The organism is Pseudomonas sp. NPDC089569 (assembly GCF_050280625.1).
In the GTDB taxonomy this organism is placed as follows: domain Bacteria; phylum Pseudomonadota; class Gammaproteobacteria; order Pseudomonadales; family Pseudomonadaceae; genus Aquipseudomonas.
Genome location: NZ_JBNNVQ010000012.1, coordinates 92230 through 106456, shown reverse-complemented (window position 1 = coordinate 106456; position 14227 = coordinate 92230). Strand labels below are relative to the sequence as shown.

At 55.3% G+C, this 14227-nt stretch carries 20 protein-coding genes; all 20 read left to right on the top strand.

All coding sequences use genetic code 11. From position 1 onward, the window contains the following. Positions 1–312: hypothetical protein (locus ACQKP2_RS08695; RefSeq protein WP_427575862.1), on the top strand; the 312-nt coding region annotated here is incomplete at its 5' end. Positions 313–351: 39 nt separating this feature from the next. Then, on the top strand, positions 352–1587 hold the full coding sequence (locus tag ACQKP2_RS08690; RefSeq protein ID WP_427575861.1) for a multifunctional CCA addition/repair protein: 1236 nt from the start codon (positions 352–354) through the stop codon (positions 1585–1587). 111 nt (positions 1588–1698) lie between these two features. After that, on the top strand, positions 1699–2391 hold the full coding sequence (locus ACQKP2_RS08685; protein WP_427575860.1) for a hypothetical protein: 693 nt from the start codon (positions 1699–1701) through the stop codon (positions 2389–2391). A gap of 84 nt (positions 2392–2475) precedes the next feature. Beyond that, a complete protein-coding gene (locus ACQKP2_RS08680) occupies positions 2476–2826 on the top strand; it encodes a hypothetical protein (protein WP_427575859.1) in 351 nt (116 codons plus the stop codon). After that, complete coding sequence (locus ACQKP2_RS08675) at positions 2823–3536, top strand: hypothetical protein (RefSeq protein WP_427575858.1); 714 nt, start codon at positions 2823–2825, stop codon at positions 3534–3536. The genes ACQKP2_RS08680 and ACQKP2_RS08675 overlap by 4 nt, the downstream gene beginning before the upstream one ends. Before the next feature lie 91 nt (positions 3537–3627). Beyond that, on the top strand, positions 3628–4794 hold the full coding sequence (locus ACQKP2_RS08670) for a phosphoadenosine phosphosulfate reductase family protein (protein ID WP_427575857.1): 1167 nt from the start codon (positions 3628–3630) through the stop codon (positions 4792–4794). Positions 4795–4844: 50 nt separating this feature from the next. After that, the gene (locus ACQKP2_RS08665; RefSeq protein ID WP_427575856.1) at positions 4845–5720 is read left to right on the top strand and encodes a DNA/RNA non-specific endonuclease; all 876 of its coding nucleotides are present in this window, start codon (positions 4845–4847) and stop codon (positions 5718–5720) included. A 131-nt stretch (positions 5721–5851) separates the two neighbouring features. Beyond that, the gene (locus ACQKP2_RS08660) at positions 5852–6406 is read left to right on the top strand and encodes a hypothetical protein (protein ID WP_427575855.1); all 555 of its coding nucleotides are present in this window, start codon (positions 5852–5854) and stop codon (positions 6404–6406) included. Between the two features lie 566 nt (positions 6407–6972). Next, the gene (locus tag ACQKP2_RS08655; RefSeq protein WP_427575854.1) at positions 6973–8055 is read left to right on the top strand and encodes a hypothetical protein; all 1083 of its coding nucleotides are present in this window, start codon (positions 6973–6975) and stop codon (positions 8053–8055) included. Between the two features lie 212 nt (positions 8056–8267). Next, on the top strand, positions 8268–8645 hold the full coding sequence (locus ACQKP2_RS08650; RefSeq protein ID WP_427575853.1) for a hypothetical protein: 378 nt from the start codon (positions 8268–8270) through the stop codon (positions 8643–8645). A 501-nt stretch (positions 8646–9146) separates the two neighbouring features. After that, the gene (locus tag ACQKP2_RS08645) at positions 9147–9668 is read left to right on the top strand and encodes a DUF1643 domain-containing protein (RefSeq protein WP_427575852.1); all 522 of its coding nucleotides are present in this window, start codon (positions 9147–9149) and stop codon (positions 9666–9668) included. Next, positions 9665–9940, top strand: a complete 276-nt coding sequence (locus tag ACQKP2_RS08640) for an ASCH domain-containing protein (RefSeq protein WP_427575851.1) — start codon at positions 9665–9667, stop codon at positions 9938–9940. Before ACQKP2_RS08645 ends, ACQKP2_RS08640 begins: the two co-directional genes overlap by 4 nt. Before the next feature lie 68 nt (positions 9941–10008). Continuing rightward, positions 10009–10593 (top strand): hypothetical protein, encoded by a 585-nt coding sequence (locus ACQKP2_RS08635; RefSeq protein WP_427575850.1) that lies wholly within the window; start codon positions 10009–10011, stop codon positions 10591–10593. Between the two features lie 80 nt (positions 10594–10673). Continuing rightward, positions 10674–10898 (top strand): hypothetical protein, encoded by a 225-nt coding sequence (locus tag ACQKP2_RS08630; protein ID WP_427575849.1) that lies wholly within the window; start codon positions 10674–10676, stop codon positions 10896–10898. Positions 10899–10925: 27 nt separating this feature from the next. Beyond that, a complete protein-coding gene (locus ACQKP2_RS08625) occupies positions 10926–11261 on the top strand; it encodes a hypothetical protein (RefSeq protein ID WP_427575848.1) in 336 nt (111 codons plus the stop codon). Positions 11262–11285: 24 nt separating this feature from the next. After that, entirely contained in the window at positions 11286–11924 is a 639-nt protein-coding gene (locus ACQKP2_RS08620; protein ID WP_427575847.1) for an HD domain-containing protein, read from the top strand. After that, the gene (locus ACQKP2_RS08615) at positions 11911–12168 is read left to right on the top strand and encodes a hypothetical protein (protein ID WP_427575846.1); all 258 of its coding nucleotides are present in this window, start codon (positions 11911–11913) and stop codon (positions 12166–12168) included. The genes ACQKP2_RS08620 and ACQKP2_RS08615 overlap by 14 nt, the downstream gene beginning before the upstream one ends. Positions 12169–12267: 99 nt before the next feature. Beyond that, positions 12268–12888, top strand: coding sequence for a hypothetical protein (locus ACQKP2_RS08610; RefSeq protein WP_427575845.1), 621 nt, complete (start codon positions 12268–12270; stop codon positions 12886–12888). Between the two features lie 77 nt (positions 12889–12965). Beyond that, complete coding sequence (locus tag ACQKP2_RS08605; protein WP_427575844.1) at positions 12966–13793, top strand: hypothetical protein; 828 nt, start codon at positions 12966–12968, stop codon at positions 13791–13793. Beyond that, complete coding sequence (locus tag ACQKP2_RS08600) at positions 13793–14218, top strand: hypothetical protein (RefSeq protein ID WP_427575843.1); 426 nt, start codon at positions 13793–13795, stop codon at positions 14216–14218. The genes ACQKP2_RS08605 and ACQKP2_RS08600 overlap by 1 nt, the downstream gene beginning before the upstream one ends. The last annotated feature ends 9 nt before the right edge of the window (positions 14219–14227 follow it).

Here is a 14227-nt window from a genome sequence, read left to right as displayed (position 1 = left end):
CTGGACTGGGTGGAACGTTCGGCTACCTGGGCCAGCGCCTTAGACAAAGGCGTTCCCGCATCCGTCGGCCTCACCTACGAGATTGTTCGATGGGATGACGCACAGGACGCACTCTGGAAAAGGGATCTGATTCTGGCCAGCACCCCTGATGACCAATCTCGCCGCCAGGCCGTAGCCATGTGCTTGGTCGATCCTGACATCGAACGTTACGACGTAGAAAAACATAATCTCTTCGAATATGTACGGCTTGGCAAAGAGGCTGCAAAACGCCGGGCCCCACACGTCTTCCTCGCTGAAAACCTCACAGAGTAATAGTCAGGATTGGGCCACGATTAGGCCAAAGGAGTACCAATGGAGATTTTCAAGGTAGGCGGGGCGGTACGTGATCGCCTGCTCGGCCGAGAGGTAAACGACGTTGACTGGGTCGTTGTCGGCTCAACCGTTGAAGTAATGTTGAGTCAAGGTTACCAACCGGTTGGAACGGACTTCCCTGTATTTCTGCACCCTGTTACAGGCGACGAGTACGCACTGGCAAGGACGGAGCGGCAGAACACTGGTGGCGATCGGCCGCTCTCTTTTCATGCCAGCCCCGAAGTCACGCTGGAGGAAGATCTGGCGCGCCGCGACCTGACGATCAATTCGATGGCAGAAGATCAATGGGGGGTAATCATCGACCCCTATGGTGGCCAAGGCGACTTGGATGCTCGCCTATTGCGCCATGTTGCTCCCGCCTTTGCAGAAGACCCTGTCCGAGTGCTGCGGGTAGCAAGGTTTGCTGCACGATACGCCCCCCTCGGATTCACCGTTGCTCCTGAAACGATAGTCTTGATGCGCGAAATTGCGGAGTCTGGCCAATTGGCTGACCAAACGGCTGAGCGAATGTGGAAGGAAATCGCCCGCGCTTTGATGGAGCCCTGCGCAGACGTTTTCATCCAGGTGCTACGAGAATGTGGAGCACTCAAAGCAGTAATGCCTGAACTGGCTGCTCTGTTTGGTATAGAGCAGCCTGCAGAGCACCACCCCGAGATAGACACCGGCGATCATGTTCTGATGGTTTTGCGCCAGGCATGTCGCTATGAACAACCCTTGAGCGTCCGCTGGGCCGCACTTACCCATGATCTGGGCAAAGGGCTTTCTCCTGTCGAATCACTGCCGGCCCACCATGGACATGAAGGTGCGGGGGTGAGTCTCGTGAAAGCGGTCAATACCCGATTCAAAGTGCCGACTGACTGCGCCTACCTTGCGAAAGCCGTGTGCGAGCTGCATACCAATGCACATCGAGCATTCGATTTACGCCCGAAAACCCTTTTGGGGTTGATGAGTCGACTGGATGCCTTTCGGCGACCGGAGCAACTGGCCAACTTCGTCGCAGCATGCGAAATGGATGCTCGCGGCAGACTGGGCTTTGAAGACCGGGACTATCCGCAGGGCGAATACATTCTTCGCGCGGCAGACGTCGCCCAGGCAGTTCAGGCGAAGCCTTATGTCGAGCGTGGCCTTAAAGGTCCTGCCATCGGTTTGGCAATCAGGGAGGAGCGCCTGCGTCGCCTCCAGCAGTACAAAGAGGGTTTCAAGCAGGTGAATTAGCGCTGGCATCACACGCCATAAATGGACTTAGCCAGAAATTTCAGGGCAGGTTTTGGCGTGCGAAGGCCTTGTGATCACGGAAAATAGGAATAAGGACTACGGGAGCCCCACATGACACCAGAAGCAATTGAACGACTGCGTGACAGAGTTAGCAATGCCGGCGATCAACCAGTGCCACTATCCGCACTCGAGCTGAACGCGCTGTTGAATATGGCAAGCGCTGCAATCAATCCGCACCAGGTTCTAATCGACCAAGAGACTGCCCGCGAGTGTCTTGAAGCCCTTGGCCCCGCACCATTCGGCTTGCGCAAGCGCCTGGCGGAAAAGCTGCAGGCCGGCATCACACAATCGGAACACCTCAAACCTGGCCAGAAGCTGATTTCTGCGGCTATTCCGGCAGACCTCCACCCGCTGACTCAGGAACTGGTATCGGGGTTCATGGGCGCGTTCGCAGAAAAGCTATTCGCCTCTGAAGTGAAGCGCGGTGGGGCAACGATCTGGGTAGATGCTGATTGGATGGATCAATGCCGTGAGGAGCTGGTTCGACATGTTTTGAAAGGTGACGTTCGGGACATCGCCGCTTATTGCGCCTTCCTCTGGTACCACAAAGAGCGTTCGGCACTGACTGAAGCAGAGTTTGCCTGGATGGAGCCCCTGGGTTACTTCGCCATCCACGAGGGCAAAGCGGCCAGCGCGCTTTTCGACGAAGCTCAAGCGAAGCAGGTATTGGAAACCCAAAACCCACCCCCGCTCCTGCATCGCGTTTTCGTATTCCCACCAGCATCACCGCAGAACCCGCTGTAAAAAGAGCCTTTTAAGGCCAATTGATGCGCCCTCAGGGTGCACGTTAAGGATCGGTCAATTCGGGACCAAAATGAGGGATTAAAGATGCCGCAATCGATGTGTTTGATCACCGGGCAGCAGGGCCAACAGATGTCGGTAGAACGGTTTGACCTGTTCAAGCACCGCATTGGCGATCGCGAGTTCAACCTGGCCGTACACCCTGAGCCCGACAAACTCACCAATCCAGATAACCGCCGCCTGGTCGTGAGCCTCTACGAAACCGGCTGCAAGCTGGCCACTCTTCAAGCACAAGTGGGTGAAGTCAGTGCCGGCGTAAGCACCGTGCGCGCCCTGGCTCAAGAGACGATCAAGAGCCTTGCAAATGAAATCGGCAGTGAGCGCCTTTCTCGGTTGCTGGACAATTCCCTCACAGATCACCAGCCCCTCAACGGATGATGAAGGAGTCCGGACTGGCTGTAGTCGCCTCACTCGCCATCCCTGAGGCACTCACCACTCACCGCTTTGTTCGCGAAGCGGTGGCAGTGGCGGCGACGCTTGCGGCTAATGATGATCCCAAACGCCAAGTGAACGGAACTTCGTACCTGCCCGACCAGTTGCAACTCTATGGCTGGAACACCAACATAGGCCGTCATTCCGACAACACCGGTTACCTCTACGGCCTTTGTTTGAACGAAGGCACCACCACCCTCTTTGCGCAGGATGAGACCTGTACAGATCCTGGCCCAACGCTGGCAATCGAACTGGTGCAGGGAACTGTCTTCCGGCTATTCGACGGGTATACGCACTGGACGCAGGACACCGGGCCGCGGATCGCTGCTTTCTTGGGGCCATTGATGGAACCTGACGACGAGAAAGCGTTGTGCTTATTCAATGAAGCACTGACCGAGCTTGCCGGTCATGCCTACTACACCTCCCCACGCATCTCCGACGGATTTGTTGTCCAGGGCGACGACGAGTGCCTGGCCACTGTTGATTTCCTTTCCTACGAGCGGATGTTGAAGTCCGACGCTCGGAAGCGAGATGCCTTCATCCTCAACTGTGGGGAATGTGGTGCCCCGGCGCTAATAGTGGACCAACACTGGCCAATCTACGAGGACCGGTCGGCTTGCGCTAATTGCATGACGCTCGATGCTGAAATCAACTGATGAGCCTGGCGACGGATGTACCTCCCCCCTTCTGGCACACAAGCACCAGAGGAAAATGGCGACATCAACGTATGGACTCAGGATCGTCAAAATGAACACCAACCCTCCAATCGCGACCACTGCAGAAATCGATACCCTGCTGGCTCGTAACGCAGTGGTGGCCGTAGGCGTGTCGGGAGGCAAGGACTCAGAAGCATTGGCCATTGCCACCGATGATCACCTAGAACGTATCGGTCACACTGGACCACGGACTCTAATACATGCGGACCTTGGCCGTGTGGAATGGCGTGCGAGCGGCCCTAAGTGCGAGGAGTTGGCGAAGGCACTGGGATGGGATTTGCTGGTAGTCCGCCGCAGAGCTGGCGACATGATGGACCGCTGGTTGCTGCGCTGGCAGAACAACCAGGCGCGTTATCTCGACCTTTCTTGCGTTCAGTTGATCCTGCCGTGGAGCACACCGTCTATGCGCTTCTGCACATCAGAACTTAAAACGGCAGTAATCCGAAGCGAACTGAAAAAACACTTTCCACAGCACGACATCATCAACGCCACCGGCATCCGTCGCCAGGAAAGTGCGAACCGCGCAAAAATGCCTGTTGCTAAGCACGAACCGCAGTCTGCACGTAAGGGATTCGACGCCTATGTATGGAACGCAATCATCGACTGGAGCGTTGAGGAGGTTTTTGCTGCAATTGCAGGGCGAGGTTTGACGCCGCACGAGGCATACACCCGATATGGCATGACTCGGGTCTCCTGCGCCATGTGCATTATGAGTTCGGCTAGCGACCTCTACCAAGCCACCACCTGCCCGGACAACCACGCGATCTATCGCGAGATGGTTGAGCTGGAGGTCGACTCGACTTTCGCCTTCCAAAGCAACAAATGGCTTGGCGACGTTCGCCCAGACCTGCTCAACAGTGAGATCACCGACCGCCTGGAGATCGCAAAACGGACATCAGCCCGGCGAAAAATGTTGGAAGCCGGTATTCCCAAGCACCTGCTCTTCTCCGCTGGCTGGCCTAACTGCATGCCAACCATTCAAGAAGCCGGGCTACTCGCGGAGATTCGCCTCGAAGTCGCCGCCGGTATCGGCCTGAACATCAAGCACACCAACGCATCGAGCATCATCGAACGGTACGAAGAGCTGACGGCTCTGAAACATACCAAGGGCGGCGCATTCAACGGCAGCGACGATGAGAGCCAAATCATCATTCCGACGTTCCAGATCCCCCAGCAGTCCCAGTTCACATTTTTCTAACCCTGGCCTAAGCCTCAAACATTCACCTCGAAATCTTCAAGGATTACTGCATGACCCGACGCACACTTGCTGCTGCCCTGACGACCCTGGCCCTGATTTGTTCTGGCGCTGTTCAAGCCCAGGGTTTTCTCGACCTGGTGAAGCACGCTCTACCCCATGAAAAGCAGCAGTATCGCTCCGGTACCATTAGCGAAGAGCAGGCGCTTTCGCTGTACTCGGCCAAACAGAAACAACCGACGTTCGATGCCTGTACTGACCAGTTCCCAGGCGGCAAACCATTCAACATCGCCAGCGTCTCGGCCAAGATGCAGCCGTTGGCATTGTGCTCTGACAACTTTGCGGTTGTTTATTCCATGACCTCGCGAACGCCCTTGATGGTCGCTGAGCGGCTGAATGCCGCTCAATTGCGCGACGCCAAGGGGGAGCAACGTACCAATAACTTCTACCCAGATCCCCGAATTCCAAAGGCAGGAAGGGCTGAACTCTCGGACTTCAGCAGGCAAATCCCACAGGTTGATCGAGGTCATCAATCGCCTGCAAGTGACCAGCCCTCGGAGAGAGCGATGGCCCAATCATTTGCTCTGTCAAACATGGTTGGACAGTCGCCTGAAAATAACCGTGGGGCCTGGTCGAAAATCGAATCTGATGTTCGGAAGTTTGTACAGCGCGCCGGCGGCGACGTGTTCGTCTTTACAGGGCCACTGTTCGACAAGGGGTTCGAAACCATCGGGCCAAACAAGGTATGGAAGCCAACCCGGCTGTACAAACTCGTTTACGACGCATCGTCGAACCGCGCCTGGGCTTATGTGCTGGACAACAAACCGGTGAACGTTGAGAAGCCCATGGACTACGCGACGTTCGTGCAGACCACTGGCCTTCGGTTGCTTGACCAGCTCACTGTTACCGGCACCGCTGGCCGAGGGTGATTGTTATCTGGCATGGAAGTACCCTGCCAAAATGGACCCATCACCGGCGGCCTGTCCGCCGGATTGCCCGATAAGCACAACAGGCCTTCAGTATGATCGAGGGCTTTCATTCTTCAACTCAGGACTGAAATATGAGGTCTGCAAACGACCAGGCACTGCCAAAACTGCTTCGGGCGATCAACCTTGATCCAGCAGCAATGGATTTCTTGCCGGTCCCACCGGACGTTAATGCCATGTCGCAAGTTTCGGAGATTGACGTGTGCAGGACAGGCTTGAGAGATTTGCCAATCCCGCTGGAGCCCCTTGCAGACTGGATTTGCTGCTTCCAGGCCGCACCTCATAATGACCCTGCATGGAAGGGCTCAGTTTTCGTTACCTTGGCAGTGAATGCACAGCACTGTTTTGAAACCATGGTTTCTCCCGGACTCGTGGTCAGCGTACCCGTTGGGCCTGGCACGCTGCTCGTGCTTGATCCCTTGCTATTGCACTGGCTTAAACCCGAGTCGCCCTTGCAGGACACGGGGTTTGCGGCCATTCAATGGTCGATCGATCGCAACGACTTCACCCGCCAGTACCGGCTGATCCGAAAAGGTTTGCAGGCCCTAGGCCTGATACGGAGCCGGATGGTCGACGTGATGGATGAAGGATGGCGGGTCAGCATCCCGGCGAAGGCATTAAGTCAATGAAGGTGATTCGATTCGACTCCTCAGTTCGAGATCAAATCCAGATACCTCGCAGTGTTCATCTGCTTGAGCAGGATCTTTCAGTTCCCAGGTTCTCCTGCGAAGGTATCGCTGTACTGTCCCCACCCTTCGCCTCGGCCTGTGATTGGGTTTTGTTTTCTGAGCTTTGGCCACACCGAGAACCCGAACAGGACACGGTGGAAATCCACTTAGCCATCTATGCCGACCATTCCTTTGAGACGGTATGTGACAAAACCCGGTCGCAGATCTCGCTGGGGATATTCAGTGGGACGTTGTTCGTACGAGATACATCGAATCTATCTTGGATCAGTCAGCATAAGCCGTCAGGGCTCGCGTATGTGGGGCTTCGATGGGTGGTTAGTCGCTCAGGCCTTAACAAGGAGTGGAAGCGGCTTTCCGACGCCATGTCAGCGATAGTTCCTGGTATCCCGCTCAACGTTACCCAGTCGCCGCTGTAAGTGAATTTCTGGAGGTGGTTCTGGCATGCGTCCTGCTGACGTTGAATGTCATCATTCACTTAACGATTTGACAGAATAAGGCGAACACCGATGTTCCGCACACTGACTCTAGCCCTGGGGCTATTGGTGTCAGGGATGGCCCTCGCAGCAGAGCCGGCCATTCAAGACAAGCGCCTGGTTCCTGCCACGATAACCTTCATCCAACCAAAGGATGCAGGCGATATCCCTGAAGTGTTCATCAATGGCTACATCCACCGGCCCACGGTCGAGGCCTTTCGCAAGCACGGATTCCTCAACGACCGGAAAGTAGGGTTCATCTACTTCAATTCGCATGGCGGCGACCTTATTGCCGCCATGGAGCTTGGCGCACTGATCCGAGAGCGTGGGTTTTCAACCCGGATCGGAGTTTGGAACGGCCCCAAGACCAATCCGAGCCCTGGCTATTGCGAAAGTGCCTGCCCCTTCTCTTTCGCCGGCGGCGTTTTCCGGTTGATGGATGGCGACTCAAAGCTGGGCTTGCATCAGTTTTTTCTGGCGAGCGGAGTGGCCGGGAACACCGATATCGCCACCGGCCAGATCACTTCAACCCTCTTGGCCAATCACCTGAGCAACCTCGGCATCGATCTTCGCGTGATGGAAATTGCGGCGCGGGCCACGCCAAGCGAAATGATCTACCTGACGCCGCTTGAAGCCTACGAAATGGATTTGGTTAATGCTGGCGCGCTCCCTGCGACTTGGGAGATCAAAGGCGAAAAGGGATTGGTATACCTGATGGGCCAGCAGGCCAAGGTCAGCGGAACCGGACGTCTGGGCATGAGTTGCAATTCCCACAGTGGTGTCTCGATGGCGGCGTTCTTCAAAGCCTGGTACGACACAAACATGCTGAGCACTATGAACCGCTTTGCACTCACTGTTGATGGTCAGTCCTACGAGGTTGCCAATGCCCAGATGGGTGAGCACCTGAAAAATGGCTTCTCCTACGTGACGTTCGAGCCAACGGCAGAGCAGCTGGCGAAGTTTCGCGCGGCCCGGACAGTCGGCTTCAGTTACCAAAAAGCTGGTACCGACATAAAGGCCAGCTTCACCATCGACGTTAATGACGCTCAGGGCATGATCGACAGCTTTGCCCAACTGTGTGGTGGCGCACGTCCATCATTCATGCAGAAGATTTGATCCGAGTGGTCATAGTCGACATCGTTCCGGTTTCGGCCTGCCCCTCGACTCTGCAAGGAGCACAGCTGAGAGGGTCGTGATCTTGTTCAAGAAATAAATCCGTTGGCTTTGTAAATGCCGATGGTGGCACACAGCGACATGGCAAAAGATGGGATTGAACTCTGGCTCCATCAAAGCCAGGGACTTCGACGAATTTTCATAGGGAACCTGCAATGAAGCACTGGCTCAGAAAACTTCTCCCCAAAAATGAGATTGCCACAGGTATTGCTCAGAAAATTGAGGAAGCTGATGAAAGAATCTCCAATTTAAAGGAGCAAATCATCGCCGTACAAGCGCGCCGAGCTGAACTCGAGGAAGAGGCCCGCAGCATTGCCTTGGATTGTATTGATGAAGGTGAGTGTGACCGGGCAATTGCGAGTAACGAGGCGCCTTTGCTTGCTAGTTGCAAAGTCAGCGCATCGATTCTTCAGGGTGAGCTTCGTCGCCTCTTTGTTGAATCTAGCCCGTTCCTCAGTGAACTTGCTCAGCCCGAAATGGATAAGGCGACCACAATCCATGACAACGTTGTGCGCTGGCTATCGCGATTCTGATAGCCATTGAGAAGCTGCCCTCTGACTGGTTTTCTTCATTTTTGTGCATTCGAAATTGAAGAAAGCTCAGGACGTTGGGCAGCACTCGTTACAGGTTTCCTATTACCCGCTCGGGTTGAAAATCACGGATCGCCTGTACTTCTGTCGTCCGAAACTGGGCGGTGGCGATTCGCGTGTAGAATGCGAGTTCGCTATTCTTTTCAGCTCAGATCCATGACTTTTACTACGTCGGAAAGTGTCGCGTACCGAATGTGTTCATTTGCGAGGATGCAACATGAAACTAGGGGACAAGTACTTTTGGCTTCGTAGCTACCAGGGCCTGGTGCTCATTATCATCTTGTCGATTATCCCAACGGCAACGATCGCCATGCTTATTGGTAACACCTCTGATTACATGGCCGTCGGTTGTGGCCTTCTCATTGCCAACCTTAGGGTTCTGGCTTGGAAGGTTTGGGGTGATGAGCGCTAGGTAAACACGCGAGTGCTTATTTGAGGATACGTATGACCACTATGCAGTTGTTCCCCCCCACCACGACGCTGCCATTCCCATCCGCGTCCGGAGCACTTTTTTCGGACTGCCGAACCTTCCGCTACGCGCTGTGGCGCAGCTGGGAAACCGGTAGCGGTTACGTGTGCTTTATTGGCCTGAACCCGTCTACTGCAGACGAAACTATCGATGATCCCACGATCAGTCGCTGTATAAAATTTGCGAAAGCCTGGGGTTACGCCGGCATGGTGATGCTCAATCTTTTTGCCTTTCGCGCCACTGACCCGGCCGACATGCTTGCAGCCGTGGACCCGGTTGGACCAGACAACGATCAGCACTTTCACGTTTTCACAAGCGCTGCAGGTGTTGTTGTCGCGGCCTGGGGGAATGACGGCGCTCATTTGGGGCGGCACCTTGCGGTCGCCCAGGCGATTCCGCAGCTCCACTGCTTAAAGGTGACTAAGGCTGGCTTTCCGGGCCATCCGCTCTACCTGAAAGGCGACCTCGTTCCTATCCCATTTGAGGGTTCGGCATGAGAATTCTCAACCTCAACCTGATGGGGGAATACTTCCACGAAATCCGCGAGGATCGAAAGCCCTTCGAGTACAGGCTGCAGACAGAGTACTGGCGAAAGCGCCTTGAAGGCCGTACCTATGATCTGGTGCGTATTGCCTGGGGCTACCCAAAGAAGGGTGATGCTTCGCGTGAGTTCTTCAGGCCGTGGCGCGGGTTCGAAAAAATCGTACTGACCCACAAACATTTTGGCCCTACTCCAGTGGCTGTATACGCCATTCACGTTTCGAAATAGCGCGAGTCGCTGGTGGCACAAACCAGCCCGAACACAATGGACCCATCGAAACCGAGCAGGAGCTCATCATGGGTCTGTACCAACTGAACAAACCGCACACTTTCGTCCTCGGTGCTGAGTACCACAAAGCAGATGTGGAAATCAGCACCACTCTCCCGCGCATCATCGAGCGCGCTGAACTGATGAAATCCTCTGGAACGATCTGGATGAGCACATCGCATGGTGTTTACCCGGTTGCCAACTTTGACGGCAAAGGCCGCGTTTACAACGGGACAACCACGCTTACCAAAGCCTCTCCTGAACAAATTCTTCTGTTGGTTGATGCGCTTTGGAGCCGCGGACTTATGGGGGCGTCAACGTATGAGATTGAAATGGGTGGGCTCCTGTTCTACCGCGAGGACCCTTGGCAAAAGTCTCCTGTGATTCCTCGCTCTCAACACGCTGATGGCAGCGTGACCGCTTTTTCCCTGGTCGATGCTAATGACTGGAATTTCCAAGCGGGTGAATTGATGAGCGTCGGCGAGTTGATTGGGCAGATGAAACAGATCCTGGCCGATAAATCGGAGGCTGACTGGGAAAAACGGCTGATGCTTCGCATTGAAGCGTTGGGCCTGGCCGCCGTCGCCTCCGCTCCTCCCTTCAAAGCGGCCTGATTCTCCCCCCGTCGTCCGCTCGCAGTGCTTCTGGCACAGCCAGTGCCGCAGAGAATGGGACATCATTACAGGAGCTTCCCATGTCGAAATTCGTTAGCACTCTGGTTGTTGTTGCGTTGGCCCTTGGCGCAGTCGTGTTGCAAGGTTTTACCTTGGCCTACGGCGGCGCTGTAGAAGAGTCCATAACTGTTTGCTTCGGATGGGGGGCGCTGGTTCTGGCATTCGTCGCCGGTGCCGTAGCGACGGCAAGTAGCTTCGGCGATTCCAAGCCCGCTTTGGCTTGCGAGACTGAGCGCGCGCTGTAGTCTGGGACCACCAAACAGGAGGCACTCTTGAGCCAACATATTTTCTCTACTTTCCACACGCAAACCCAATGCCGCGTGCGCATCCAGATAGGATGGGACCGGCCAATGAAGGGTTTCTATATGGTGGTGCTGAAAGCTGACACCGAAAAGTTGGCCGATGATGATGAGGGGGTCGTGTACAGCAACCTCTACGATGTTGGGCATCCTAAAGAACTCTCTTACTTCCGCCGGGTGGCAGAGAAGCTTGAGATCCAGATTCCGGAAGTGATCTGGAGGAACGCCTACGCTGACGGCGAGCGAAATGTGGTCAATCACACTGCGTTCTACGACGCTGCCGGCAACGTGTTGACTGGCGAGCAGTAAGAATTCCTAACTTTGGAATATGCAATGAGAGCACCGCTACTGGATCGCACCCGTTGGAATACCCTTTGGCAGGCATTAGGTGCTAACCCACCAGGGGCTGGTTTTGAGTTGCTGACCTGCCTGTATGCCGAGCCGCACCGGCGCTATCACACGGCCAAGCACATCGTGGCGTGCCTCACTAACTTTGACATGTTCAAGTCGCTTGCAACTGATCCAGCGGCGGTCGAGCTTTCGATTTGGCTGCACGACGCGGCCTACGATCCTCTGCGCAACGACAACGAGGAACGCAGTGCAGAAGTGGCAGAAATGATGTTGGCCCAAGCAGGGCTTCGGAGTCGTGTTGACCAGGTGCGTCAGCTCATTATGGCAACCCAGCACACCTGTTGTGCCCAACCGGACGACGCCGGGCTTTTAGTGGACATTGATCTCTCAGTGCTTGCCTTACCGTGGCCCGAATATGTGCGTTACACCCGGGCTGTTCGGAGGGAATACGCCGCCATCCCAGATGAGCGATTTGTGGAGGGGCGTATTGGGGTTCTAAAGCATTTCTTGGCAAAGTCGAAAGTATTCGTCCATTGCCAAATTCAAGAGCTTTGGGAGCATCGAGCTCGCGAGAACATGGAAAGCGAAATCACGGAGCTTATCGAACATGGATTTACTTGAGGACGTGGAAGTGGTTGCGAACCTTTTCCGGTTGTCGCGCACAGGGGCGATCCAAACTGTGGATGACCTCAAGGCCCAGGCGCGGGCTTTGATGCCAGGCGTCGGATCTGAACAACTGACCCGGGCGCTGCGCGGCTTGGCAACCAAGCTTTGGGAAACCAATCACGGCGGCTTTCGCAACGAGTACCGACGCACCCGGGGGCGCAATCGGACAAGACCTCGAAGCCTTGCAGTTCATCACTGAGCCGACAATGCTCCCCTTTGCGGTGAACACTCAAGGGGGAGACGAACATGAATCGCTTGTTCGCCGCTGCGGCGCGCAACACACAATGGACACGTAGGGATGACCGGATTTTATCTACAGAACTCCGAAGCCAAGCTGGGAACCCGAATTACTTGGTGGGGGAACAGCAACTACACCTCTGATCTGGATGCGGCCAAAATCTTCACCCAGGAAGAGGCAGTCGCTCGACACCAGGAGCGTGAGGCGTTCATTCCCTGGCCGACCGAATACGTTTACCCCAAAGCTCAAACCGCTGTGGACTGCCAATACGTTCGCGAGCAGGACTTGACCATTCTGACTTCCGACACGCCCTGCTACATCCAACTGGTGGGCAAATGGGATGGGAATGATCTGTATTGGGAAACTGCGGACGGTGGCTTTGATGCCAACCTTGGCCGGGCACAGGTTGTCAGCCTTGCCGACTCGCTGAATCGGTATGGCAGCGTTGATCGGGAATTTTGCCGAACGATCTGGCCGAAAGCTTACATCGACGGTAAGGCCCGCAAGGTCGCACACCAGCTTGAGTTGAGCATTGCAGATGCGCTGATTGGTACCGACATTGCTCTGGTTCAACGTTCTGTCATCAAACCGCGCCACACCTGTAGCGGCTGCCGGCGGTTCCTTTCCGAATTCCAGTTTTGGCACACCTGCCCGAACTGCGGCGCGTCAAACCGACCGTGAAAAACCAGGGTGTGTTTTCGCTTGTGGCACAGCACAAGGCAAGGAAAATGGCGGAAACAGACCCCAGGCACCTCTCCATGTCCCAAGCATTGCCTTCTACCGACCTTATTCTTGAGCGCTATCGTGCAGTGGTTGCTTTGGCTGGCGCACAAGAAAACCATCTCCTCTCCAAGAGCAGCCTTTATCAGCGAATGAAGGAGGGAAAGGACCCGCTAATCATCCCTCCCCCACTTGCCAGTAGCTATCCATGGCATGACGTGGTCGAGAGTGACCACAGACATGAGCTGTTTGACGAGCCTTGGGACGTCGACTGGCACTCCACTGATGCTGTGCTCATTCGCCAAGATGTGTGGACCGTTCTCACTGGCAAAGGGACGCAGGAGATGCTGGTGACCTACCCTGGGTGGCAAGAGCTTGGTTTTGTTTGGCGTGTATGGGGATGCACGGTGGCTGCCACCGAGACAACAGCCTCGTTAGTTTGCTGGCACCGAAAGGACGTCCAGCGCCTGACCACTCCAGAACTCGTACAGGCAGAGTGTGATGCTCGAGCAGCTGAGTGGGCTCGTTGGCTGGATAATGCCGTCAGCCTTTCCGAAGCTGAGATGGTAGACCTTTACCTGTATGAGCATTCGAGCAAGGGGTTAACCGCCCACTCACGTTTCCACCAGGCAGCTGGCCGGCAAAAGATCGATGAATACCGTAAGCAACTAGATATGCGGCTTGCGGGTGGCCTGCCAGGTGTTCCCACACCAGCGGAAATTGCTAAGTACTCAGAGCGCGCAATGACCAGTTTGCTGGGTAAAGATTGGAAGATCATTGATGGGCAGTTGATGCGTCAGACGTGGATGATGGAGCGCGTCTCGCCAGTTAAAGTAGGCCCGGAGCACTATTTGGTGGCTTTTTGATGCGAGCCACGGATATCGGTAAATCCTATGGAATCCACGCTGCACGACTCAGTGACGCGGCGAACTTCGCTGAGAAGATTTATTCTGAGGCTTGGCAAAGTGTGCTCATCGCCGCGGGTGTGCCCGGGGAGATCTACCCGGCTGGAGATTCGAGCGAGCGCTTGCTTACGATCGCTTCAACTCTGGCCCAATGGCTGGGCACCGCTGAAGGACAGACGCATATTTTGAGCGCCATCGATGCCGTCGCTGATGGCGATGACGTCGACTTTTGGCACCCTTCACCGAACGAAATCCTAACGATCGGGAATTGCCAGGACAGCGAAATGGCGTTCGGCTTTTTCGACTGGCTGTCCACGCCTGCTGGGTTTTCTTTTGTTGAACGAGCCCAAGAACGCATATCGGTTTTCAGGGACGAAAACCAATGATGGGGGGGC

Bases quoted from the DNA above. Each gene is read 5' to 3' on its own strand.
- ACQKP2_RS08690 (WP_427575861.1), top strand. From the start codon at position 352: ATGGAGATTTTCAAGGTAGGCGGGGCGGTACGTGATCGCCTGCTCGGC.
- ACQKP2_RS08685 (WP_427575860.1), top strand. From the start codon at position 1,699: ATGACACCAGAAGCAATTGAACGACTGCGTGACAGAGTTAGCAATGCC.
- ACQKP2_RS08680 (WP_427575859.1), top strand. From the start codon at position 2,476: ATGCCGCAATCGATGTGTTTGATCACCGGGCAGCAGGGCCAACAGATG.
- ACQKP2_RS08675 (WP_427575858.1), top strand. From the start codon at position 2,823: ATGATGAAGGAGTCCGGACTGGCTGTAGTCGCCTCACTCGCCATCCCT.
- ACQKP2_RS08670 (WP_427575857.1), top strand. From the start codon at position 3,628: ATGAACACCAACCCTCCAATCGCGACCACTGCAGAAATCGATACCCTG.
- ACQKP2_RS08665 (WP_427575856.1), top strand. From the start codon at position 4,845: ATGACCCGACGCACACTTGCTGCTGCCCTGACGACCCTGGCCCTGATT.
- ACQKP2_RS08660 (WP_427575855.1), top strand. From the start codon at position 5,852: ATGAGGTCTGCAAACGACCAGGCACTGCCAAAACTGCTTCGGGCGATC.
- ACQKP2_RS08655 (WP_427575854.1), top strand. From the start codon at position 6,973: ATGTTCCGCACACTGACTCTAGCCCTGGGGCTATTGGTGTCAGGGATG.
- ACQKP2_RS08650 (WP_427575853.1), top strand. From the start codon at position 8,268: ATGAAGCACTGGCTCAGAAAACTTCTCCCCAAAAATGAGATTGCCACA.
- ACQKP2_RS08645 (WP_427575852.1), top strand. From the start codon at position 9,147: ATGACCACTATGCAGTTGTTCCCCCCCACCACGACGCTGCCATTCCCA.
- ACQKP2_RS08640 (WP_427575851.1), top strand. From the start codon at position 9,665: ATGAGAATTCTCAACCTCAACCTGATGGGGGAATACTTCCACGAAATC.
- ACQKP2_RS08635 (WP_427575850.1), top strand. From the start codon at position 10,009: ATGGGTCTGTACCAACTGAACAAACCGCACACTTTCGTCCTCGGTGCT.
- ACQKP2_RS08630 (WP_427575849.1), top strand. From the start codon at position 10,674: ATGTCGAAATTCGTTAGCACTCTGGTTGTTGTTGCGTTGGCCCTTGGC.
- ACQKP2_RS08620 (WP_427575847.1), top strand. From the start codon at position 11,286: ATGAGAGCACCGCTACTGGATCGCACCCGTTGGAATACCCTTTGGCAG.
- ACQKP2_RS08615 (WP_427575846.1), top strand. From the start codon at position 11,911: ATGGATTTACTTGAGGACGTGGAAGTGGTTGCGAACCTTTTCCGGTTG.
- ACQKP2_RS08610 (WP_427575845.1), top strand. From the start codon at position 12,268: ATGACCGGATTTTATCTACAGAACTCCGAAGCCAAGCTGGGAACCCGA.
- ACQKP2_RS08605 (WP_427575844.1), top strand. From the start codon at position 12,966: ATGTCCCAAGCATTGCCTTCTACCGACCTTATTCTTGAGCGCTATCGT.
- ACQKP2_RS08600 (WP_427575843.1), top strand. From the start codon at position 13,793: ATGCGAGCCACGGATATCGGTAAATCCTATGGAATCCACGCTGCACGA.